This is a genomic window from Streptomyces sp. BoleA5 (genome assembly GCF_000373665.1).
Taxonomy (GTDB): Bacteria; Actinomycetota; Actinomycetes; order Streptomycetales; family Streptomycetaceae; genus Actinacidiphila.
Window position 1 is genome coordinate 168024 of record NZ_KB892093.1, and the last position, 21261, is coordinate 189284.

Annotated in this window: 19 protein-coding genes, 1 tRNA gene, 1 other RNA gene and 1 pseudogene; 14 read left to right on the forward strand and 8 right to left on the reverse strand. The window is 71.4% G+C overall.

The window, feature by feature from the left end; genetic code table 11:
* Positions 1-131 precede the first annotated feature (131 nt).
* Together B085_RS0109275 and fmdA are read left to right on the forward strand one after the other, a co-directional pair.
* Complete coding sequence (locus B085_RS0109275; RefSeq protein ID WP_018558299.1) at positions 132-761, forward strand: AmiS/UreI family transporter; 630 nt, start codon at positions 132-134, stop codon at positions 759-761.
* Between the two features lie 87 nt (positions 762-848).
* Entirely contained in the window at positions 849-2096 is a 1248-nt protein-coding gene (gene fmdA, locus B085_RS0109280; RefSeq protein WP_026250836.1) for a formamidase, read from the forward strand.
* Between the two features lie 70 nt (positions 2097-2166).
* On the opposite strand, the gene B085_RS51395 is transcribed toward fmdA, so the two are convergent.
* The 4 genes from B085_RS51395 to B085_RS41855 all read right to left on the reverse strand — a co-directional run bounded on the left by B085_RS51395 (position 2167) and on the right by B085_RS41855 (position 4653).
* Positions 2167-2823 (reverse strand): hypothetical protein, encoded by a 657-nt coding sequence (locus tag B085_RS51395; protein ID WP_018558301.1) that lies wholly within the window; start codon positions 2821-2823, stop codon positions 2167-2169.
* Between the two features lie 97 nt (positions 2824-2920).
* The gene (locus B085_RS49970) at positions 2921-3496 is read right to left on the reverse strand and encodes a hypothetical protein (RefSeq protein WP_018558302.1); all 576 of its coding nucleotides are present in this window, start codon (positions 3494-3496) and stop codon (positions 2921-2923) included.
* Positions 3489-4040: a SigE family RNA polymerase sigma factor gene (locus tag B085_RS0109295; protein WP_026250838.1), complete on the reverse strand. Its 552-nt coding sequence runs from the start codon at positions 4038-4040 to the stop codon at positions 3489-3491. The genes B085_RS49970 and B085_RS0109295 overlap by 8 nt, the downstream gene beginning before the upstream one ends.
* A 109-nt stretch (positions 4041-4149) precedes the next feature.
* Positions 4150-4653 carry a MarR family winged helix-turn-helix transcriptional regulator gene (locus tag B085_RS41855; RefSeq protein ID WP_018558304.1) on the reverse strand — a complete coding sequence of 168 codons (504 nt, stop codon included), beginning with the start codon at positions 4651-4653 and terminating at the stop codon, positions 4150-4152.
* 201 nt (positions 4654-4854) lie between these two features.
* On the opposite strand from B085_RS41855, the gene B085_RS0109305 reads away from it, so the two are divergent.
* Complete coding sequence (locus B085_RS0109305) at positions 4855-5703, forward strand: alpha/beta hydrolase (protein WP_018558305.1); 849 nt, start codon at positions 4855-4857, stop codon at positions 5701-5703.
* Between the two features lie 74 nt (positions 5704-5777).
* Here the strand turns inward: B085_RS0109305 and B085_RS0109310 are convergent, their stop codons facing one another.
* Positions 5778-6641: a hypothetical protein gene (locus B085_RS0109310; protein WP_026250839.1), complete on the reverse strand. Its 864-nt coding sequence runs from the start codon at positions 6639-6641 to the stop codon at positions 5778-5780.
* Between the two features lie 21 nt (positions 6642-6662).
* A complete protein-coding gene (locus B085_RS0109315) occupies positions 6663-7196 on the reverse strand; it encodes a SigE family RNA polymerase sigma factor (RefSeq protein WP_018558307.1) in 534 nt (177 codons plus the stop codon).
* Between the two features lie 411 nt (positions 7197-7607).
* Between B085_RS0109315 and B085_RS0109320 the strand changes: the two genes are divergently transcribed.
* Positions 7608-9887 carry a VCBS repeat-containing protein gene (locus tag B085_RS0109320; protein ID WP_237497866.1) on the forward strand — a complete coding sequence of 760 codons (2280 nt, stop codon included), beginning with the start codon at positions 7608-7610 and terminating at the stop codon, positions 9885-9887.
* Between the two features lie 496 nt (positions 9888-10383).
* Here the strand turns inward: B085_RS0109320 and B085_RS0109325 are convergent, their stop codons facing one another.
* Positions 10384-10875 carry a hypothetical protein gene (locus B085_RS0109325; RefSeq protein ID WP_018558309.1) on the reverse strand — a complete coding sequence of 164 codons (492 nt, stop codon included), beginning with the start codon at positions 10873-10875 and terminating at the stop codon, positions 10384-10386.
* Positions 10876-11577: 702 nt separating this feature from the next.
* On the opposite strand from B085_RS0109325, the gene B085_RS0109330 reads away from it, so the two are divergent.
* Together B085_RS0109330 and B085_RS41860 are read left to right on the forward strand one after the other, a co-directional pair.
* Positions 11578-12516, forward strand: a complete 939-nt coding sequence (locus tag B085_RS0109330) for a hypothetical protein (protein ID WP_018558310.1) — start codon at positions 11578-11580, stop codon at positions 12514-12516.
* A gap of 264 nt (positions 12517-12780) precedes the next feature.
* Positions 12781-13299, forward strand: a pseudogene (locus B085_RS41860) (tyrosine-type recombinase/integrase); the annotation flags it as partial.
* Between the two features lie 80 nt (positions 13300-13379).
* Here the strand turns inward: B085_RS41860 and B085_RS0109340 are convergent.
* A tRNA-Ser gene (locus tag B085_RS0109340) sits at positions 13380-13467 on the reverse strand.
* A gap of 72 nt (positions 13468-13539) precedes the next feature.
* Between B085_RS0109340 and ffs the strand changes: the two genes are divergently transcribed.
* The 8 genes from ffs to B085_RS0109375 all read left to right on the forward strand — a co-directional run bounded on the left by ffs (position 13540) and on the right by B085_RS0109375 (position 21213).
* Positions 13540-13636, forward strand: an RNA gene (ffs, locus tag B085_RS46205) — signal recognition particle sRNA small type.
* A 67-nt stretch (positions 13637-13703) separates the two neighbouring features.
* Positions 13704-15959, forward strand: a complete 2256-nt coding sequence (locus B085_RS0109345; protein ID WP_086020688.1) for a DNA polymerase III subunit gamma and tau — start codon at positions 13704-13706, stop codon at positions 15957-15959.
* Positions 15960-16116: 157 nt separating this feature from the next.
* On the forward strand, positions 16117-16452 hold the full coding sequence (locus tag B085_RS0109350) for a YbaB/EbfC family nucleoid-associated protein (RefSeq protein ID WP_078619825.1): 336 nt from the start codon (positions 16117-16119) through the stop codon (positions 16450-16452).
* Positions 16453-16480: 28 nt separating this feature from the next.
* Complete coding sequence (gene recR, locus B085_RS0109355; RefSeq protein ID WP_018558314.1) at positions 16481-17080, forward strand: recombination mediator RecR; 600 nt, start codon at positions 16481-16483, stop codon at positions 17078-17080.
* Positions 17073-17720 (forward strand): DUF5063 domain-containing protein, encoded by a 648-nt coding sequence (locus tag B085_RS0109360; RefSeq protein ID WP_018558315.1) that lies wholly within the window; start codon positions 17073-17075, stop codon positions 17718-17720. The genes recR and B085_RS0109360 overlap by 8 nt, the downstream gene beginning before the upstream one ends.
* A gap of 245 nt (positions 17721-17965) precedes the next feature.
* Positions 17966-19240 (forward strand): aspartate kinase, encoded by a 1275-nt coding sequence (locus tag B085_RS0109365; RefSeq protein WP_018558316.1) that lies wholly within the window; start codon positions 17966-17968, stop codon positions 19238-19240.
* Between the two features lie 288 nt (positions 19241-19528).
* Positions 19529-20191 (forward strand): SigE family RNA polymerase sigma factor, encoded by a 663-nt coding sequence (locus B085_RS0109370; protein WP_375821230.1) that lies wholly within the window; start codon positions 19529-19531, stop codon positions 20189-20191.
* A complete protein-coding gene (locus B085_RS0109375) occupies positions 20188-21213 on the forward strand; it encodes a DUF4232 domain-containing protein (RefSeq protein WP_018558318.1) in 1026 nt (341 codons plus the stop codon). Before B085_RS0109370 ends, B085_RS0109375 begins: the two co-directional genes overlap by 4 nt.
* Positions 21214-21261 lie beyond the last annotated feature (48 nt).

The window sequence follows — 21261 nt, forward strand, 5'->3', positions numbered from 1 at the left end:
GCGGTGATCGGCTGGTCGGAGCTGCTCAGGGGGGGTCAGTGCCGGAGCGCGGACGCCGCTCCCGCCGAAGCGGGAACCGGTGGCGCGCCGACGGCAATCCGTCCCCACGCGGACTTAGGAGGTGCGTCCCCGTGGCGAACGTGGGACTGCTCTTCGTCGGTGCGGTGCTGTTCATGAACGGCCTGCTGCTGCTGCAGAAGGTCGACCCCAAGTCGGCGGCGGTGTTCAACCTCTTCGTGGGTGCGCTGCAGGTGCTGACCCCGACGTACCTCATCTTCACGGCGGGCAACGACCAGGACAAGATCCTGGCGGCGTCCGGGCTTTACCTCTTCGGATTCACCTACCTCTACGTGGGTATCGTCCTCCTCGCGGACATCGACAATATCTGCGTCGGCTGGTACTCCCTGTTCGTGGCGATCGTCGCCCTCGGGTACTCGTTCGTGAATTTCCATCTGTTCAAGGACTACCCGTTCGGCGTCATCTGGCTGTACTGGGCGTTCCTGTGGGGTCTGTTCTTCCTCGTGCTGGGTCTCAGAAAAACGGAGCTCGGCACCTATGTCGGCTGGGTGACGGCGATCGAGGGCTGGGTCACCGGCGTGATCCCCGCGGCGCTGCTGCTGTCCGGCTACTGGAAGCACACCACGGAGATCGCCATAGCCCTGGGTGTCTTCGGCGTGGTCGTGTTCGCGGCGCTGTGGCCGCTCACCAGGAAATCGCGGGAACAGGCGCGGGCCACCGCGTCGTCCGGGTCGCCGGGTTAGGCGCCGTGCGCCGGCCCGGCACGGGCCGGCCGCTGTGCCGGCGGCGCGGGACCACCGTCCTGACCGGATCAGAAAAGAGAGGCTGTCATGCCCGAAGTAGTTTTCAGCGTGGATCAGACCAAGTCGATGCGCGATCAGGACACCCCAGGACACAACAGGTGGCACCCTGACATACCCGTCGCCGCCATGGTGAAGCCCGGAGCCGAGTTCCGGATGGAGTGCCGGGACTGGACCGACTGCCAGGTCGGCAACAACGACTCCGCCAACGACGTCCGCGACATCGACCTCACCATCCCCCACATGCTCAGCGGCCCGATCGGCGTGGAGGGCGCGGAGCCCGGCGACCTGCTGGTCGTCGACATCCTCGACCTCGGCCCCGTACCCCAGCAGACCGGGGACTCCGCAGGCCAGGGCTGGGGCTACACCGGCATCTTCGCCAAGGCCAACGGCGGAGGCTTCCTGACCGACTACTTCCCCGACGCCTACAAGGCGGTCTGGGACTTCCACGGTCAGCAGGCGGTCTCCCGGCACCTGCCCGGGATCCGCTTCACCGGCATCACCCACCCGGGACTGTTCGGGACCGCCCCGTCCGCCGAGTTGCTGGGCCGGTGGAACGCGCGTGAGAAGGCGCTCATCGACACGGACCCCGAGCGCGTCCCGCCGCTGGCCGTCCCGCCGGACCCCTCCCACGCGCTCGCCGGCACGGCCACCGGGGACCTCGCCGCGCGCATCTGCGCGGAGGGCGCCCGCACGGTGCCGGCCCGTGAGAACGGAGGCAACCACGACATCAAGAACTTCACGCGCGGCTCCCGGGTCTTCTACCCGGTGCTCGTGAAGGACGCCAAGCTCTCCGGCGGCGACCTGCACTTCAGTCAGGGCGACGGGGAGATCACCTTCTGCGGCGCCATCGAGATGGGCGGGTTCATCGACTTCCACGTCGACCTGATCAAGGGCGGTATGGAGAAGTACGGCATCTCGACCAACCCCGTGTTCATGCCCGGCAACGTGGAGCCGCGCTACTCGGACTTCCTCACCTTCATCGGGATCTCCGTCGACCACGACACGGACACCAACTACTACCTCGACGCGACGCTCGCCTACCGCCGCGCGTGCCTCAACGCCGTCGAGTACTTCAAGAAGTTCGGCTACAGCGGCGAGCAGGCCTACCTGCTGCTCGGCTCGTCCCCCATAGAGGGACGCATCAGCGGCATCGTCGACATCCCCAACGCGTGCTGCTCCCTGTACGTGCCGACCGCCATGTTCGACTTCGACGTGCGGCCGTCGGCCGCCGGACCGACGCGTGCCGACCGCGGCCGGGCCGCGCTGACCTCCTGACCGCCCCGCGCACCCGGGTCCCGGTCCTCCTCGGGCCGGGACCCGTCCGCGGCCGCACACCGCCGCGGGATCAGGAGCGGTAGAGCGACTGGAGCCTGACCACCTCGCCGTTCGGGTCGAAGCTGACGTCGTAGCCCTGCCACCCGCGCTCCGGGGCGGGCAGGGCCCACCACCGGGTGATGAACTGCGCCTGGGAGTAGGTGTGGGGGGCGGAGTCGTCGCCCAGCGGGACCGACAGCAGGACCCGGCCCTCCGGGGCCATGCGCACCGTCGTGTACGGCCCTTTGCCGGGGATGATGTCCCACCCCTCGATCGGTCCCGTGACGGGCTCCTTGCGGGCGGAGCGCACCGACAGGTACGTGCGCCCGTCCCTGATCCACGCGTTCTGGATCTGCACGAACTGCTTGCCGCCCGCCCAGCGCGCGGGGGCCTGCGGCGACGGCGCGTCCGGCGGGCCGTCCGGCGACGGAGCCTGGGAGGAGTGCGTGGGGGAGGGCGCGTCGGAGTGCTCCACCGAGGGCGGCGCCGAGGGCGAGGCGGGGGCCGAAGCCGGCGCCGTGGCGCGAGACGAGGCGGCCGCGTCGGTACGGCCGGTGTCACCGCCGTCCTTGCCCGCCCCGGAACAGGCGCCGAGGGCGAGGGCGGTGACGGTGGTGAGGGCGAGGCCGGCGAGCCGGGCGGCGGCGCGGTGGCGCGGGGAGTGCGAGGCGAACACGGTGAATCCCATCGGGTCGGGTGCGGGCGGTGTGCACAGGCTCTACGCACCGGGCCACCAAGCGGGTTACACCGGGAATGTCATGGACCGGTAACAACTCCCCGCCGCGCTAACCGGCTTCCCGCAGGGACGCGACCCGCCCCTCGTCGTCGTAGTCGATCTCGAACATCCACCGCGGTCCGCCGGCCAGCCGGCCGACCAGCCCGCCCAGTTCGCGGTCCTCGGGACGGCCGCCCGACAGCCGGAGCGTCTCGACCGGCGTCGTGCGGGGCAGGGTCAGCGTGTGCACCACGCCCGTGGGCACCGGAGCGCCGCCCGCGACCGCCCGGAGCTGCCGCACGGTGATCCGCACCCTGTCGCCCTGGGCCACCGCGTCGTGGACGTACCCGAGTTCGCCGGCGTACTCCTCGCCCGGCGCGGGGGCCGGGGGGACGAAGCGGGAGGGCGGCGGCGACGGCGTGGCCGCCCCCGGCTCCGGCACCCGGGCGGTCCCGGCCAGCGCGATGCCCCCTCCCAGCAGCGCGCAGGCGAACACCGCCACGACGGACGCCCGCACCGTACGGGCGCGGCGGCGGCGCTGGTCGCCGCGGGCCCGCACCTGGTGCGCGGCCACCGGAGCGGCCCGCCCCCGGCCGGACTCGGCGAGTTCGCCCAGGAGTCTGCCCAGTTCGGTCCCGTCAGCCATGCCTGCCCTCCGGAAGCCGGTCTGCGCCGGGGTCCAGTTCCGTGTGCGCCAGCAGCCGCGCGAGCGTCGCCCGCCCGCGGCTGAGGTGCACCTTGACGGTGCCGACGGGGGAGCCGGTCTCGGCCGCCACCCGGTCCACCGGAAGATCGCACAGATGGTGCAGGACCACGGCCCGCCGCTGCGCCTCCGGAAGCTGCCGCAGGGCCTCGACGAGCACCACGTGGTGCGGTTCCGGCGGCGGCACGACCGGGGGCGGCCCCTGCCGGCGGGCCAGCGTCAGCGCGGTGCGCACGCGCCGCCACCGGCTCACGGCCAGGCGCCACGCCACGGTGCGCACCCAGGCCTCGGGCGCGCCGTGCAGGTCGAGTTCGGCCCGGTGCTCCCAGGCCCGGGCGAACGCCTCCTGCACCACGTCCTGCGACTCCGCGAGATCGCCCGTCATCGCGTAGAGCTGGCCGACGAGGCGGCCGACGCTCGCACCGTAGAACGCGTCGAACTCACGCTCCCCCATCACGTGCCCCGAAGGCTCCCCGGGCAGTCCCATACCTCATCCCCCGCCGGACGCCCCGCGTCCCGGACCGTCCCGGCACACACGTGGTCGACCTCGCGGGGCCATTCTGTTGCCCGGGGCGACGGTGCTCAAGCGCCGCCGGTCACGGCGCCTTCACGGCGGACCCGGTGCCCGCGGTGTGACGGTCCACGTTGATCGTCAGCCGGCGCAGCAGGTCCTGGGCGGCCGCGATCTCCTCCCGGGTCAGCCCGATGGCGTCCCCGATCGCCAGGGGGACGGTGCGGATCCGCTCCCGCAGCGCGGTCCCCTCCGGGGTCAGCGCCACCTCCACCACCCGCTCGTCGTCCGCCCGGCGCCGCCGCTCGAGCAGGCCGTTCGCCTCCAGGCGCTTGATCAGCGGTGTGAGCGTCCCGTAGTCCAGGTGCAGTGCGGCCACCAGGTCCTTGACGGTCACGGTGCGGTGCTCCCAGAGCACGACCATGACCAGGTACTGGGGGTAGGTCAGGCCCACCGCGTCCAGCAGGGGCCGGTAGACGCCGGTGACCGCGCGCGAGGCCGCGTACAGCGTGAAGCAGAAGTGGTCGTCCAGCAGCAGCGAGGGCTCCGCGGGGTCGCCGTTCCCGGGTGCGCGGGTGTCGTCGTTCACGATTCCCTCCCCTTCCTTGGTCGTCGGCCGGTTCTCAGGCGGCCATTGTCGCATCTCCCGCGCGAGCTATGCACTCGTACGCGATTGACTTGCGCACAACTTAAACGGACGCTAGATTTCTCGTCATCGGCCGGAGCGGACGCCCCGGGACCGACCCCCTGTCCGGCGCACCTGCCGGGCGCCGTACGCCAAGGAGCCACCGTGAACCTCAAGACCGTCTTCCGCCCCACCCGCAAGAGCGTCGCCGTCCTGGGCGCCGCGGCCGGCGTAGCGGCCCTCACGCTGACGGCCACGGCCCCGGCCAACGCCGCCAAGGCCGCGCACCGCCCGCAGGAGAAGAAGCCCACGGTCGTCCTGGTGCACGGCGCCTTCGCGGACTCCTCCAGCTGGAACGGCGTCGTGACCCGCCTGAAGCACGCGGGCTACCCCGTCGTGGCCCCGGCCAACCCGCTGCGCGGCCTGGCGAGCGACTCGGCGTACGTCCACAGCTTCCTGAAGAGCGTGCGGGGCCCGGTCGTGCTCGTCGGCCACTCCTACGGCGGCTCGGTGATCAGCGAGGCCGCCGCCGGCTCCCCCAACGTCAAGGCGCTCGTCTACATAGCCGCCTTCGCCCCGGACAAGGGCGAGACCGTCACGCAGATCTCCGACAAGTTCCCCGGCGGCACCCTCGGCGAGACCCTCAACCCCGTGCCCTTCCCGCTCCCGGGCGGCGGCACCGGTACCGACCTGTACATCAAGGCCGACAAGTTCCGCGCCCAGTTCGCGGCCGACGTGCCGAAGACCGTCGCCGAGCAGATGGCCGCCACCCAGCGCCCCGTGGCCGCCTCGGTCTTCGACGAGAAGGCCGCCGGCGCCGCCTGGCGGACCATCCCGTCCTGGGACCTGGTCACCACCCAGGACAAGAACATCACCCTCGCCGCCCAGCGCTTCATGGCCGGGCGGGCCCACGCCCACACCGTCGAGATCAAGGCCTCCCACGCCGTCTCGGTCTCCCGGCCCGACGCGGTGACCCGCATCATCGAGCAGGCCGCCCGCTCCACCGTCCGCTGACCCCCGCGCACGACCCGAAGGGGCCCGGCCGGGATCCGGCCGGGCCCCTTCGGGTCGTTCTGCGGCGCCGCCGCTCAGCCGCCCAGGACGGAGATCTGCTTCTTCTCCATGGGATTCGCGTCGGCGTACCGCACCAGGTCGAGGAAGCGCCGGTCGCGCACCACCGCCAGCAGTTGCCCCGCGGTGACCGGGGCGGAGGCCTTCGCGTCCGGGTCGGGGTAGACGGCGAGCTCCGCGTCGCTGTGGCCGTAGGCGAAGCGGACCCGGGTGTACGTCCTGCCCGGAGAGCCGTCGATCAGGCGGTACGCCGCCACCTTGGTACCGTCCGGCAGCGTGCCCTGCTCGCAACTGCCGCCTTTGAGGGAGTCGGGGTCCTCGGGGCACGTGTCCCCGTGCCGGGTCGACCGGGGGACACCGCCGGAGGGCCGCACCGACAGGACGACGCTGAACACCTCCCCGTCCGCGGTCTCGCCCTGGTAGCGCCACACCGCGAGGTCCACCGGACGGATCAGGCCGACCCCGTCCGGAAGCAGCTCGTCGAGGAGCGCCGCCGCCCGCTGCTGGAAATCCTCCTGGCGCCCGCGCTCGGCGGGCGGCAGACCGGCCATGGCGTCCTCGGTGTCACTGGTCGGCTCGATGTGGACCGGTGTCCGGTACGGCGCCGGCTCCTCGGACGTCCGCGGCGAGGGCGTGGTGCTCGCGGCGGGACGGACCGTCCTGCCGCCGCCGTCCCCGCCCGGCAGTGCCACGGAGCCGAGTGCCACGGACCCGACCGCGCAGGCGACCGCGGCGGCGACGGCGACCCGGACCCGTGCCCTGCGGCGACGCCCCTGGACCACCGCGGCCGGCACCAGGTCGTGCACCGGCGGCAGTTCGGCCACCGCGTGCTCCATGGCCCCCCTCACCAGCAGGGCGCTTCCGTGTTCGTCCTCGGGCATGTTGTCTCCCATGGCGGTCCCTCAGCTTCCGGTGGCGTAGACGTGGGCCTCGCCCAACTGGGCGCGCAGCTTGGCCAGGGAGCGTGAGCACTGGCTCTTGACGGTGGACTCGCTGCACTTCAGCAGCGTGGCGACGGACTCGACGCTCTGGTCCTCCCAGTAGCGCAGCACGACCATGGCGCGAGCCCTGGGCGGCAGTCCGGCGAGCGCCGACAGCAATGTCACCCGCAGGTCGGCGTGGTCGGGCGAGGGCCCGGGCCCGGGGCGCGAGTGCGCCAGCAGATCCCGCAGCCGCCGCCTGCGCTCGGCCAGGTACGTACGGGTCAGCACGGTCCTGGCGTACGCCTCGATGTGGTCGGCGGCACTCGCCCGCCGCCAGTGCTGGAACAGCTTGGCGAGCGTGGTCTGCGTCAGGTCCCGGGCCGTGTCCGCGTCCCCGCACAGCAGGTACGCGGTCCGGTACAGCCGTTTCTGACTCGCCCGGGCGAAGGCCTCGAAGCTCTCCGGCGCCCGCGGGTCCGCCGCCGCTCCCGGGCCCCGGCCGTTCTCCGGCATCTGTTCTCCTCTCGGGGCCCGCACGGGCCCTGTCCTGTCACCCGTGTTCAGAGCGCCCTCGCCCGCCGGAGGTTGAAAGCGGATTCCGCCGCGGCTGCGCGGAGCCCCCCTGTGCGCGGCGGAGGGACGCCCGGCTGCCGGCGCCCGGCACCATGTGGGCTCGAGAGACCGTGTCCGGTCGTGCGGCCCGGCGGCACATACGCTCCAAAGTGGTCCTCCGCGCCGTTCCCGGCGGGACGTTCCGGATGGGTCCGTCCGACGCGGAACGGGAAGCCGCGCACCCGTTACGACCGACGGCCCCAGGCGCGGCATGCCCCGGCGCTCCCGGTCCGCTCGTCGTCCCGCGAAAAACACGAGCAACTCGTACAACCACCCGGCCTCCTCGCTGGTCCGACCGGGCGGCACGCACGGATGTGCGTACAGCTCGGCTCACCAGGAAGGACTTCCTTGGCCTCCATACGCACGACCCGACGCCGTCTCGGCGCCTGCGTCGCCACCGTTATCGCCGTGACGCTCGGTGCCGGCGCCCTGGCATCGCCCGGCGCCGCGGCCGCTCCCGCGGCGGTGACCGGGGTCACCGCCGCCTCTGCCACCACCGCCGAGACGACTCTGCCTCTCGACGCCGAGATCGTCAGCACCGGTGACACCGGATACCTCACGTCCCGGACGGACGGCTCCGGCAGCAAGGTCCTGGAGTGGCACAAGTACGCCGACGGCTCGGTTCTGCCGATCGTCGACGGCACCATGGGCTACGACAGCGACTCCGACATCGTCGTGACCGGCGACGGCGGCAGCACGGTCTTCCTGCGGGACATGAGTGAAGGCGCCACCTGGTCGGCGTCCTACGACCTCGCGTCCGAGTTCAAGCCCGGCGCGAAGCTCGTCGGCGTCGTCGGCGACGACCTCTTCGTGAAGGTCCCGACGGGCAGCGGGGACTACCACGAGCTGTGGCAGCTCGCCCAGGTCGACGGGGTCGCCAAGAAGACGAAGCGCTCGTCCAACCCCTACAGCATCGACTTCAAGGTCGTCGCCTCCACGAGCGACGTCATGATCGTCCTGAGCAGCAACCGGGTCTTCCCGAGTTCGGCGACCTTCCGGACCGAGTACTGGAGGACGCGCACGACCGTCAACAGCGACGATCCGATCGAGTGGGGCAGTGGGGGGAACATCGCCCCGTGGACCCAGGCGTCGACGGGCGCCTACACCGCCGACTACGAGGCGTCGGTCGAGTACCGGAACGGCGTCACCGAACTCGTCGTGGACGGGACCGGCGTCCACCAGAGGTTCGCCATGGACAGCTCCATGAGCGCTGCCGTCATCGCCGGCATCACCAGGGACTCGCTGCTCTACGGGGTCCCGGGCAAGGCGGCCGACGAGAAGCTGAGCCCGTTGTACGCGCGCAGCGTCAAGGACTCCACCGCCGCGCCGTACAAGCTCCTGGAGCACTTCTCCAGCGTGGCCCACGCGCCGGACGGCGGCCTGCTCGTGCGCGGCGCCACGGCCGAGGCCGACGGGCTGTTCCGGATCTGGGAGGGGGACGACGGCCTTCCGAGCGCCACGCTCGTGGCGAGCACCGGCCGGGTCCTGGCCGTCAAGGTGACCGGGTCGCAGGCCCCCACCGCGGTGAGTCTGGAGAAGCCGGGCACCACGGTCCCGATGGAGTGGACCCTGTCCCGCGCGAACGCCACCGTGGACCTCACGCTCACGCACACGGCCACGGGCAAGAAGCTCACCCAGCGACTGCCGCAGCCGGCCTCCGGCAGCCGTTTCGCCTTCGTCTGGGACGGCGTCCTGGAGGGCATCAGCGCCCCGAACGGCGCCTACACCTGGCAGATCACCGCCACCCCGGCCGACGGCGTCGGCGCTCCGGCGACCGCGCAGGGGAGCCTCCAGGTCTCGCGCCAGGCCAACCCGCACGACGTCAACGACAACGGCTCGACGGACGTCCTCGCGCGGGACGCCTCGGGTGCGCTGTGGCGGGACGACCTCCTCGACTGGCCGTCGGGCAGCCAGGTGGCCACGGCCAAGAGGACGAAGATCGGCAACGGCTGGCAGGTCTACAACCAGATCGAGGCCGCGGGGAACCTCGCCGGCACCTCGACGGGCGACCTTGTCGCGCGCGACACCTCGGGCGTCCTGTGGATGTACCTGGGCAGGGGCGACGGCACCTTCGCGACCCGCGTCAAGGTGGGCAACGGCTGGCAGATCTACAAGAAGATCACCGCCGGCAGCGACCTCGACGGCGACGGCCGATCCGACCTCCTCGGTGCCGATGCCTCCGGCGTCCTGTGGTTCTACAAGGGCACCGGCAGCTCGTCCGCCCCCTTCGCGACCCGCGTCAAGGTCGGCGGCGGCTGGCAGGTCTACAACGAGCTCGCCGCCGTCGGCAACATCGCGGGCACCACGGCCGGCGACCTCGTCGCCCGCGACACCTCGGGCGTCCTGTGGCTCTACCAGGGCAACGGCAAGGGCAACTTCGCCGCCCGCGTCAGGATCGGTTCCGGCTGGAACGCCTTCTCCCACCTCGTCGGGGCAGGCGACGTCACCGCCGACGGTCGCCCCGACCTGGTCGCCTACGGCCCGAACAGCACGTACGTCTACCGCTCGACCGGTTCGACGACGGCCCCGTTCACCCGGCTGACGACCAACCTCTACGCGGGCGAGGGCTCCAAGTTCAACAGCATCGCCTAGCCGGCCGGCCACGTGCCTTCCGACGGGGCGTACGGCGTCCCTGCCGGACATGACCCGTGAGGCAAGGTGCGAGCGGAAGGGGTGCCTCTCGCCGAGAGGCACCCCTTCCGACCGGCACGGACGCCGACTTCGCACGCGGAGAGCGTGAAACCCCTCTGTGGCCGGGGCGGTCGGTTCACCGTTCGGGGTGGCGGAGCCCGTTTCGGTGGAGGACCGGAGACGTACCGATCGCGGCCCGCGCGGCGTCGGGACCCATAGGGCGGAGGTCAGGCCTTGGTGAGAACGAAGAACAGGAAGCACAGGAACGTGCCCGACACCTCTCCGGGTGTTTCCGGGGTGGCTCACGCGGCCGGCACCGCACGGAGCCGCCGCCCGAGCTTGCACACGGTGTCCGGCTTCCCGCCCTCAAACGCCGCCAGGACCTGGCCCGATCATGGCCGCGGCACAGACGCTCGGAAGACAGGGGCGGAGGTGCGGGACGGCCTGGCCGAGCGGGTCAGCCCTGCTTCGGAGGGTCGGTCGAATGTTGCCCTTGGGTACCACGTTGTCCAGCCTCCTTGATCGCCGCGCGGAGGTCTCGGCGGTGACGCCACCACTCGATCACCGAGCCCGTCTCGCTGCGCCGGTGAGGCGGTACCAAGAACTTCGGCCGGTTGAACCACGCGATCGTGGCATGCAGCATCAGCAACGGGAACGAGCCCAGGATGAAGAAGGCGCCGACCCCTTCGACAGCGGGGCCCGCACCGCCGGCGGCAGCGGTAGCGGTAGCGGCGACGATGCCGATCGTCATGGACACCAGCCAGCCCGCGAGGGCAACGATGCCGCGTTGATGTCCCCTGATGACCGACGGGTTCGTCGAGTACCGGTGCGTCGCCGCGTCGGGCGCCCGATCCGAGTCGGCCCAGTGAAGCAAGGCCGCTCGCACGGAGAACAGACTCACCGCAACCATGAAGAGTACGACGAAGATCCCGAAACTGATATCTGCCACAGCCCCTCCCCGGCGTCAGCACTGACGAGACGCCCCAGTATCCGCGCGGACTCCCGAAGGTCCGCTCGAAGTGAACAAGACAAGGACAGTGCCCGTTGGATGCTGGCCCTGGCACTGGGACTGTCAGGGCGGGACTGCGTCAGGGCGAGACGCTCGGCCTGCGGTGGGCCGACGTCAGGGGAGCGCCGGAAGCGGCCCTTGTGGACAAAGATCAGGACAACGAGGGCTGAGAAACCCCGAAGGGCCCCACCGCGAGCGGTGGGGCCCTTCGACAACGTGCCCGGTGAGGCACTGGCGGAGGATACGAGATTCGAACTCGAGAGGGGTTGCCCCCAACACGCTTTCCAGGTCTGTTGATGCGGGTCAGAGCTGTATTCGCAAGCGTCCGCCTGCGTGCAGGCTCGTTCTCCGACCCCAGGAAGCTCGCGGTGCGTACGGCCCTGAACGCCGGCGTACGGAGCTGAATGAGACGGAAACTGAGACGGGCTGCGACCCATCACGTGCGGGGAACGAGGGGCCCAAGGGTGTGACGTTGGCAAAGGCCGGTGTGACGGTGGCAAAGCGTGCGCAAAGCATTCACCTGCCGTACAACCTGTCGCCAGGGTCACAGGTCAGATCACGCGAGTCAACAGACTCCTAGATCACTTGGGCCCCGCGTGACGACTTCTGCACCGCGAGACCCCTTCTCCATATGGGGAACACATGCGCATACGTGCCACCCTGGCCGCCGCGACGGTCTCCGGCGCTCTCGCCCTGACCGCTTTCGCCGTGCCGGCCGCGCAGGCCACCGACGGAACGGGCCTGGCGCAGGCCCACAAGCTCGCGCAGCAGGCCTCGGGCCACCAGTCGGGCATGCAGGCCCGCTCGCTGACGGCCGCCGACTCCGGCGACCCGTACGAGCTGAACGCCACCTTCTCGAACATCAAGGTGAACAGCGGCAAGTCGGCGATCGTCGTCGGCACCACCAACGCGGTCCACGTCTCGTACAGCTTCACCTTCACCCACGGCTCGGACGCGGACCCCACCGCCGACGACTTCGTCTCGGGCATCGACCTCTACCGCAACACGGACGATGGGAACGCCCTGTTCGGCGACGTTCCGGCGACCTGCACGGCCGCCTCGTCGACCGTCGCGAACTGCAAGGGCACCATCGACATCCACCCGCAGGAGGAGCTGACCAACGCCGACGCCGGCGCCCACTGGAGCGGCGAGGCGTTCGCCGCCGCCTACAACGGCCAGGACCCCAGCGACCCGAACGCCGACTGGAGCAAGGTCGGCATTGCGTACCAGGACGCCGTGTCCTCCAACGCCCTCCAGCGCTACTCCAAGCTCACGGTCAACGCGTCGCCGGAGCCGGTGAAGAAGGGCGGCACGCTCACTATCACGGGCGCCCTGACCCGCGCGAACTGGGACACCCACAGGTACGCCGGCTACACCGTCCAGCCGGTGAAGCTGCAGTTCCGCAAGAGCAGCTCGTCGTCGTACCCGACGACCTACCTGAAGACGGTCACGTCGTCCTCCACGGGCTCGCTGAAGACCACGTACACCGCCACCTACTCGGGCTACTGGCGCTACTACTTCCTCGGCACCTCCACCACCCCGGCCGTCAAGGCCACGGGTGACTACGTCGCCGTTCAGTAGCGGTCCCCTGGTACGACAACCCGACCGTGGTCATGCGGCGCGCGGCCGCGGCAAGGGCCGGCCGGAGCTCCCGCCCCGAGGGACGGGGCGGGAGCCCGCCCGCGGTCAGGTGCAGTCGAGCCCGCACCCGGTGCACACCAGAGTCTCGGCGGCGGTGCCCTCGGCGATCCACTCGCCCGGCGAAGCGGAGCGCAGCCGGGCGCCTTGATCGCGCAGAGATAGAGCTTGCCTTCGCCGGTGGCGTGTTCGGTGATGTCGGCGAGCCGCCCGAAGTACGCGCACGGCTGCGGCGGCGACTGCGGCAGGAAAGCCGGGTACTGCCCCCAGCGCGAGCAGGTACGCCGCGAGTACAAGTCGACCAAGTCCCGGGCCGGCCGCCGCACTATCGGTCTGCCGGACCCGCTGATCAAGCTGCTCCGCCGCCACCTGGAGGAACAGGAGCGCGAAAGGATCGCCGCCGGCGACGCTTGGCTAGGCACCGGGTACGTCTTCGCTCAGCCCGACGGCTCGCCGCTGGTGCCGAACACGGACTACCACCACTGGAAGGAACTGCTTCGGCTCGCGGGAGTACGGGACGGCCGGCTGCACGACGCTCGCCACACCGCGGCGACCGTCCTCCTTCTGCTCGGTGTTCCTGATGTCGTCGTGGACGCGATCATGGGCTGGGAGCCTGGCGGTTCGGCCCGGATGCGCTCGCGGTACATGCACGTGACCGGGCCCGTGCTGAAGAACGTGGCTCGCCGGGTCGGCGACGCGCTGTGGAGCTCGCCGGATGCCAACTGAGACGGGAAACTGAGACGGAGAACGTCGAAGGGCCCCACCGCGAGCGGTGGGGCCCTTCGACATCGTGCCCGGTGAGGCACTGGCGGAGGATACGAGATTCGAACTCGTGAGGGGTTGCCCCCAACACGCTTTCCAAGCGTGCGCCCTAGGCCTCTAGGCGAATCCTCCGCGGCAAACATTACTAGACCGGAGGGAGTGCTCGCGAACTCGTTCCCGGGTGATCCGATCATGTAGGCTGGGCGCAGCCCCTCACGTGGCGCTATCTCGCTGAAACCCCCCAGGGCCGGAAGGCAGCAAGGGTAGGTGGGCTCTGGCGGGTGCGTGGGGGGTCTTTTGCTGCCCGCGGGCCTGCGGGAACACGGGCCGGGGCGGCCGGGGGAGGGCGCCGGTGTGGGCGCCGTCACATGGGCGGAGCCCGGGTGTCGGTGGGTGCCGATATCGTCGTAGGCGTGTCCCTCGCTCTGTACCGCCGCTATCGCCCCGAGACCTTCGCCGAGGTCATCGGGCAGGAGCACGTCACAGACCCGCTGCAGCAGGCGCTGCGGAACAACCGGGTCAATCACGCGTACCTGTTCAGCGGGCCGCGCGGCTGTGGCAAGACGACCAGCGCCCGCATCCTGGCGCGCTGCCTGAATTGCGAGAAGGGCCCGACGCCGACGCCGTGCGGGGAGTGCCAGTCGTGCCGCGACCTGGCCCGCAACGGACCGGGGTCGATCGACGTGATCGAGATCGACGCGGCGTCGCACGGTGGTGTGGACGACGCGCGTGACCTGCGGGAGAAGGCCTTCTTCGGGCCGGCGAGCAGCCGTTACAAGATCTACATCATCGACGAGGCGCACATGGTCACCCCGGCGGGCTTCAACGCCCTGCTGAAGGTGGTCGAGGAGCCTCCGGAGCACCTGAAGTTCATCTTCGCGACCACGGAGCCCGAGAAGGTCATCGGCACCATCCGGTCGCGCACCCACCACTACCCGTTCCGGCTGGTGCCGCCCGGCACGCTGCGCGACTACCTGGCGGAGGTCTGCGAGCGGGAGGCGATCCCGGTCGAGGCCGGGGTGTACCCGCTGGTGGTCCGCTCGGGTGCGGGCTCGGTGCGTGACTCGATGTCGGTGATGGACCAGTTGCTCGCCGGTGCGGGCGAGGCCGGTGTGACGTACGCCATGGCGACCTCGCTGCTCGGCTACACCGACGGCGCGCTGCTGGACGACGTCGTGGACGCCTTCGCCGCCGGGGACGGCGCGGCGGCGTTCGAGGTCGTGGACCGCGTGATCGAGGGCGGGAACGACCCGCGGCGCTTCGTGGCCGACCTGCTGGAGCGGCTGCGGGACCTGGTGATCCTCGCGGCGGTGCCGGACGCGGTGGAGAAGAGCCTGATCGACGCCCCGGCCGATGTCGTGGAGCGGATGCGCGCGCAGGCCGGGGTGTTCGGGGCGGCGGAGCTCAGCCGCGCCGCGGACCTGGTCAACGCGGGGCTCACGGAGATGCGCGGGGCGACCTCGCCGCGTCTGCAGCTGGAGTTGATCTGCGCCCGCGTGCTGCTCCCGGCGGCCTACGACGACGAACGGTCGCTGCAGGCCCGCCTGGACCGGCTGGAACGCCGTGCCTCCGCCGGTGGTTTCGCGGCGCCCGCGGGAGGCCCGGCGGCCCCGATCGTGGAGTTCGGGGAGCCGCTCCCGCCCGGCGGCGGCCCCGCGGCGGCGCGCGCGGCGATGGGCGGACCGGCCCGGCCCGCCGAAGCCGCCCCCGTCCCCGCCGCCGCTTCCGCTCCCGCACCTGCCCCGGCTCCCACGGCCGTTCCCGATCCCACGCCGCCGCCCGCCGCCCCGCCCGCACAGCAGCCCCCCGCCGCGCAGCGTCCCGGAGCGTGGCCGAGCGCCACCGCCCCCGGTGGCGGGGCGCGTCCCGGAGCCTGGCCCACCGCGGCATCGGCGGCGCCTGCGGCCGCTTCGCCCGCCCCCGCGGCCCCGCCCGCGCAGGGCCCCGCCCCGACGCAGGCCTCCGCGCCGGCCGCACCGACCGCGCAGCCCATCGGCGACGCGTCACGCGTCCACCAGATGTGGCCGACCGTCCTCGACGCGGTCAAGCGGCTGCGGAAGGTGACCTGGATACTGCTCGACCAGAACGCCCGGCTCGTCGGCTTCGACGGCTCGACGCTGCAGATCGGCTTCGACAACCCCGGCGCCCGCGACAGCTTCGCCAACCGCGGCCACGAGGAAGTGCTCAAGCAGGCGATCAGCGAGGCCCTGGGCGTCCAGTGGCGCATCGAGGCGATCGTCAGCCCGGGCGGCGGCCCCGGAGGCGGCGGCGGTCCCATGGGGCCCGGCGGTGGCTCCGGCGGGCCCCGTCCCGCCCCCGTGTCTCCCGCACCGTCCGAGCAGCAGCAGCAGCACCAGCAGCCGCAGCAACAACCGCACCAGCAGTCCCCGCACCCGGGCCCGCCCCCGGCGCCTCCGTCGCCGCCCGCCGCCGCGGCCCGTGCCGCGGTGAACGCGGCGCCGGCGGCGTCCGCGTACCCTCCCGTCGCCGAAGAGCCCCCGCCCATCGAGTACGACATGCCCGAGGACGACGACCCGGACCTGGACGAGACGGCGCTCAGCGGCCACGACCTCATCGTGCGCGAGCTGGGCGCCACCCTGATCGAGGAGATCGCCAACGAGTAGCCGCGGCGCCCCCGTTCCTCCTGTGGGGAACGGCACGGCCGGGGCGGAACGGGCGACGCGCGCCGCTCGTTCCCTCGTACGGGTAGCGCGAGCGGGCGCCCGAGCACGTAGGCTCGCCCTACCCGCACAACCGACGTCGTGAGGCAGGAGCGAGACCGTGATCCCCGGTGGTGGTCAGCCCAATATGCAGCAGCTGCTCAAGCAGGCACAGAAGATGCAGCAGGACCTCGCGGCGGCCCAGCAGGAGCTCGCCGAGACCGAGATCGAGGGTACGGCCGGCGGTGGCCTGGTGAAGGCGACCGTGACCGGAGCCGGCGAGCTGCGGGGTCTGGTCATCGACCCCAAGGCGGTCGATCCTGAGGACACGGAGACGCTGGCCGACCTGGTCGTCGCCGCCGTGCACAACGCGACCGCGAGCGCGCAGGAGCTGCAGCAGAACAAGCTCGGCCCGCTCGCCCAGGGGCTCGGGGGCATCCCCGGCCTTCCTTTCTAGTCCAGGCGACGAACGAAGAGGGCACAGCGTGTACGAGGGCGTGGTTCAGGACCTGATCGACGAGCTGGGCAGGCTGCCCGGCGTGGGTCCCAAGAGCGCGCAGCGGATCGCCTTCCACATCCTGCAGGCCGATCCCGCCGACGTCCGGCGGCTCGCGCACGCCCTGAGCGAGGTCAAGGCGAAGGTCCGGTTCTGCGCGGTCTGCGGCAACGTCGCGGAGGCCGACCAGTGCCGGGTCTGCCGTGATCCGCGCCGCGACCCGGCCGTCATCTGCGTGGTCGAGGAACCCAAGGACGTGGTCGCGATCGAGCGGACCCGCGAGTTCCGCGGCCGCTACCACGTGCTCGGCGGCGCGATCAGCCCGATCGAGGGGGTCGGCCCGGACGACCTGCGCATACGGGAGCTGCTGGCGCGGCTCGCGGACGGCAGCGTCACCGAGCTGATCCTGGCCACCGACCCCAACCTCGAGGGGGAGGCGACGGCCACGTATCTCGCACGCATGGTCAAACCGATGGGACTGAAGGTCACCCGTCTCGCGAGCGGTCTGCCGGTCGGCGGCGACTTGGAGTACGCCGACGAGGTCACGCTCGGCCGGGCTTTTGAAGGAAGGCGGCTGCTTGATGTCTGACAACGCCCTGGACCCCGACGACTTCGCCTCCTCGATCGTGGACCAGATCGAGAGCTTCATCCTGTCGGTACGGGAGGTCGCCAAGGGCGACGACCCCGACAGCGCGGTGCCCTACCTGCTGCTGGAGGTCTCCCAGCTGCTGCTGGCAGGCGGTCGCCTCGGGGCGCACGAGGACATCGTCCCGGAGGAGCGCTACGAGCCCGACATCGGCCCGGAGCCGGACGCCGACGAGCTGCGCCAGCGGCTCGCGGTGCTGCTGGAGCCGATCGACGTCTACTCCGAGGTCTTCGACCCCTACGTGCCGCGCAGCACGCCGGTGGCCTGCCGGATCTCCGACGATCTCGCGGACGTCGTGACGGACCTCGCGCACGGCCTGGCGCACTTCCGCGAGGGCCGGGTCAGCGAGGCCCTGTGGTGGTGGCAGTTCTCCTACCTGTCCAACTGGGGGCCGACCGCCTCGGCCTCGCTGCGGGCCCTGCAGTCCCTCGTCGCCCACGTGCGGCTGGACAGCCCGCTGGACGCGCTGGACGGTCTGGACACCGACCACGGCGCCGACGACGAGGAGGGACTCGCCGCCGAGGCCGGCCGGGTGATGGCCGCCGAGATCGCCAAGCCCCTGGGGCTGCGCCCCACCCGCTGACCCCGGACCCCGGACCCCGGACACCACCGCGCCCGTCCCCTCCCAAGGGGCGGGCGCGTGTCCGTGTGGGGACGGCCGGGGGCCGTAGTGATCGGGAGCACGCTGCCCGGCGCGCATATCTCGGCGTGTCGCTGGGCAGATGGCTCGCAGAGTGGGCCCGGCGTCTCACCATGTGGTATTGAGGGGTTCGTACCGGCCTGCTCGTTAGACTGAGCCGAACGCAGTACCGGATTTGAGGAGCGCACGTGGGCCTTGTCGTGCAGAAGTACGGCGGCTCCTCCGTTGCGGATGCCGAGGGCATCAAGCGCGTTGCCAAGCGGATCGTCGATGCCAAGAAGAGCGGCCACCAGGTGGTCGTCGTGGTCTCGGCGATGGGCGACACGACGGACGAGTTGATCGAGCTCGCCGAGCAGGTATCTCCGATGCCCGCCGGCCGCGAGTTCGACATGCTGCTGACCGCCGGAGAACGGATCTCCATGGCCCTGCTGGCGATGGCGATCAAAAACCTCGGACACGAGGCGCAGTCCTTCACCGGCAGCCAGGCGGGTGTCATCACCGACTCCGTCCACAACAAAGCGCGCATCATCGACGTCACGCCGGGCCGCATCCGCACCGCGCTCGACCAGGGCAACATCGCGATCGTGGCCGGCTTCCAGGGCGTCTCCCAGGACAGCAAGGACATCACGACGCTGGGCCGGGGCGGCTCCGACACCACCGCGGTGGCGCTGGCGGCGGCCCTGGACGCCGAGGTGTGCGAGATCTACACCGACGTCGACGGCGTGTTCACCGCGGATCCCCGCGTGGTGAAGAAGGCGCAGAAGATCGACTGGATCTCGTCCGAGGACATGCTGGAGCTCGCCAGCTCCGGCTCCAAGGTGCTGCTGCACCGTTGTGTGGAGTACGCCCGCCGTTACAACATCCCGATCCACGTCCGGTCGTCGTTCTCCGGCCTCCAGGGCACTTGGGTCAGCAATGAGCCGCGAGAGGACCAGAAGGGCATGGAGCACGCGATCATCTCCGGTGTCGCGCACGACACATCCGAGGCCAAGGTGACGGTCGTCGGTGTGCCCGACAAGCCCGGCGAGGCCGCCGTGATCTTCCGGGCGATCGCCGACGCCGAGATCAACATCGACATGGTGGTGCAGAACGTGTCGGCCGCGTCCACCGGCCTGACCGACATCTCCTTCACCCTCCCCAAGGCCGACGGCCCGAAGGCGATCGAGGCCCTCAAGCGCGTCCAGGGCGGCATCGGCTTCGAGATGCTGCGCTACGACGACCAGATCGCCAAGATCTCGCTGGTCGGCGCCGGCATGAAGACCAACCCCGGCGTCACGGCGCAGTTCTTCGAGGCGCTGTCCAACGCGGGCGTCAACATCGAACTGATCTCGACCTCCGAGATCCGCATCTCGGTCGTCACCCGCGCCGAGGACGTCAACGAGGCCGTGCGCGCCGTGCACTCCGCGTTCGGCCTGGACAGCGAAACCGACGAAGCGGTCGTCTACGGAGGAACGGGCCGCTGATCACCCCGGTTCCGGTCGAGTGACCCAAATCCCAGGTCTATACCGCTTGATCGGAAGCCTGTAGGCGCCAGACAATTTCAGCTCCCTGTGTGTCGCAACCGCGCGACGCACAGGGAGCGTCCTTGTGTCAGCGCACTGCCCTACTGTGCTGCAGGCCGGGCGCGGCGCAACAGCGCCGGGAACAAGGGGCATTGGGGAAGAGTTGGTACGCATGCGCATATGTGCTACACCGTCAAAAACGGTGCCTCGGGCGTACAACCCTGACGGGGGGACGCGTGTCCAACAGTCGTGGCAGAGGCACTCGGCATCGAAGCACCCCTTGTGGGGCGGAGCAGCGCTCCGGCGCGCCCGCACGTCCGGCGGCCGTCGCGCGCAGTCGGCGGCATCCCGGTGATCGCGCCCTGGCCTGTGGTGCAGGCGCCCTCGGACCGCGGCGACACTGACGGCGCGATGTCAGTCGGGACGACCGTCGACCATCTCACCGAGACCTACCGGGCCCACTACCGCTCGCTGCTCGGCCTCGCCGCACTCCTGCTGGACGACACCGCCTCCTGCGAGGACGTCGTCCAGGAGGCGTTCATCCGCGTCCACTCGGCCCGCAAGCGGGTCCGTGAGCCCGAGAAGACCCTCGCCTACCTGCGGCAGACCGTCGTCAACCTCTCCCGCTCCGCGCTCCGCCGCCGCATCATGGGCATGCGGCTGCTCTCCAAGCCCATGCCCGACATGGCGAGCGCGGAGGAGGGCGCCTACGAGGCGCTGGAGCGCGACGAGCTGAAGGCCGCCCTGCGCAAACTGCAGCGCCGGCAGCGCGAGGTGCTCGTCCTGCGCTACTTCGCCGACATGACCGAAGCCCAAGTGGCCGAGACCCTCGGTATTTCCATAGGCTCGGTGAAGGCGTACGGCTCGCGCGGTCTCGCGGCGCTCCGCGTCGCGATGGAGGCCCCGGCATGACCAACTCGACCCCACCCGGCGGTATGGAACCCGAGAACGACATCAACGGCGGCAGCCCCGAGGAGCAGCTGAGCCCCGACGAACTGGCGCTGCGCCGGCTCATGCGCGACGCGGTGAGCGACATCCAGCCCGGGCACGAGGCGCTGGACCATCTGCGCCGTGCGGTCCCCGCCCGGCGGGCCCACCGCCGGCAGCTGCTGGCCGGAAGCGCGGCCGCATGCCTGCTGGCGCTGGTGGCGGTCCCCGCGGCCCTGCACGCGGCGAACATCTCCGGCTCGGCCAAGACCGGCGCCGCCAACGCGTCGAGCGCCCAGGACAACGGCGGCACCGACGGCGGCCCGGACGGTCCAGCCGCCGGCGCCGGTACGCCCACCCCGACCGCCGGCGACGGCGTTCCCGACGAGGGCCCCACGCGCACCAGCGGCTCGCAGGCCCAGGTCCCGCCCGGGTCCTCGAACTCCGTGGACCCCTCCGACACGCTCGCGGCCAACGCCCCGCTGTGCTCCGGCGACGACCTGGGCGAAGCCTCCGGCTACGCGGGCGCCTCCGACGGCGCGGGCCGGGTCAGCGGCTGGTTCCAGGTGGCGAACACCTCTGATCGCTCGTGCACCGTCGACGGCGGCGGCACGGTGAGCTTCGCCGCCCAGGGCGCGGCCGAATCCGCCCGCATCAAGGTTGTCGACCACACCGCGAACGACGGCACCACGCTGCCCGACTCCCTCGGGACGCTGATCCTCAAGGCCGGGCAGAGCTACCGCGTCGAGTTCACCTGGGTCCCGGCCGCGGGCGGCACGGGCGGCTGCACGCCCCCGTCCACGCCGACGCCCACCGCGACCGCCACCGACAGCCCGACCGGCGAGGCGTCCGCGCCCCCGGCCGGCGACAACGGTGCCTCCCAGGGCGCCCCGGCGGCCATCGTGCTGAGCCACACCCCCGAGGCCGGAGCGCCCGTCGTCAACGCGACGATCGACGGCGCCTGCGCCGGGACGGTGTACAAGACCGGCGCCGTCGCCGCCCAGTAGCGGGGGGCGGTTCCAGGAGACGCCCGGGCGCCCCGTACCGTTGACGGC

Coding starts and splice junctions, on each gene's coding strand:
- fmdA (WP_026250836.1), top strand. CDS start 849: ATGCCCGAAGTAGTTTTCAGCGTGGATCAGACCAAGTCGATGCGCGAT.
- B085_RS51395 (WP_018558301.1), bottom strand. CDS start 2,823: ATGGGATTCACCGTGTTCGCCTCGCACTCCCCGCGCCACCGCGCCGCC.
- B085_RS49970 (WP_018558302.1), bottom strand. CDS start 3,496: ATGGCTGACGGGACCGAACTGGGCAGACTCCTGGGCGAACTCGCCGAG.
- B085_RS0109295 (WP_026250838.1), bottom strand. CDS start 4,040: ATGGGACTGCCCGGGGAGCCTTCGGGGCACGTGATGGGGGAGCGTGAG.
- B085_RS0109310 (WP_026250839.1), bottom strand. CDS start 6,641: ATGCCCGAGGACGAACACGGAAGCGCCCTGCTGGTGAGGGGGGCCATG.
- B085_RS0109315 (WP_018558307.1), bottom strand. CDS start 7,196: ATGCCGGAGAACGGCCGGGGCCCGGGAGCGGCGGCGGACCCGCGGGCG.
- B085_RS0109320 (WP_237497866.1), top strand. CDS start 7,608: ATGTGCGTACAGCTCGGCTCACCAGGAAGGACTTCCTTGGCCTCCATA.
- B085_RS0109330 (WP_018558310.1), top strand. CDS start 11,578: ATGCGCATACGTGCCACCCTGGCCGCCGCGACGGTCTCCGGCGCTCTC.
- B085_RS0109345 (WP_086020688.1), top strand. CDS start 13,704: ATGGGCGGAGCCCGGGTGTCGGTGGGTGCCGATATCGTCGTAGGCGTG.
- B085_RS0109360 (WP_018558315.1), top strand. CDS start 17,073: ATGTCTGACAACGCCCTGGACCCCGACGACTTCGCCTCCTCGATCGTG.
- B085_RS0109375 (WP_018558318.1), top strand. CDS start 20,188: ATGACCAACTCGACCCCACCCGGCGGTATGGAACCCGAGAACGACATC.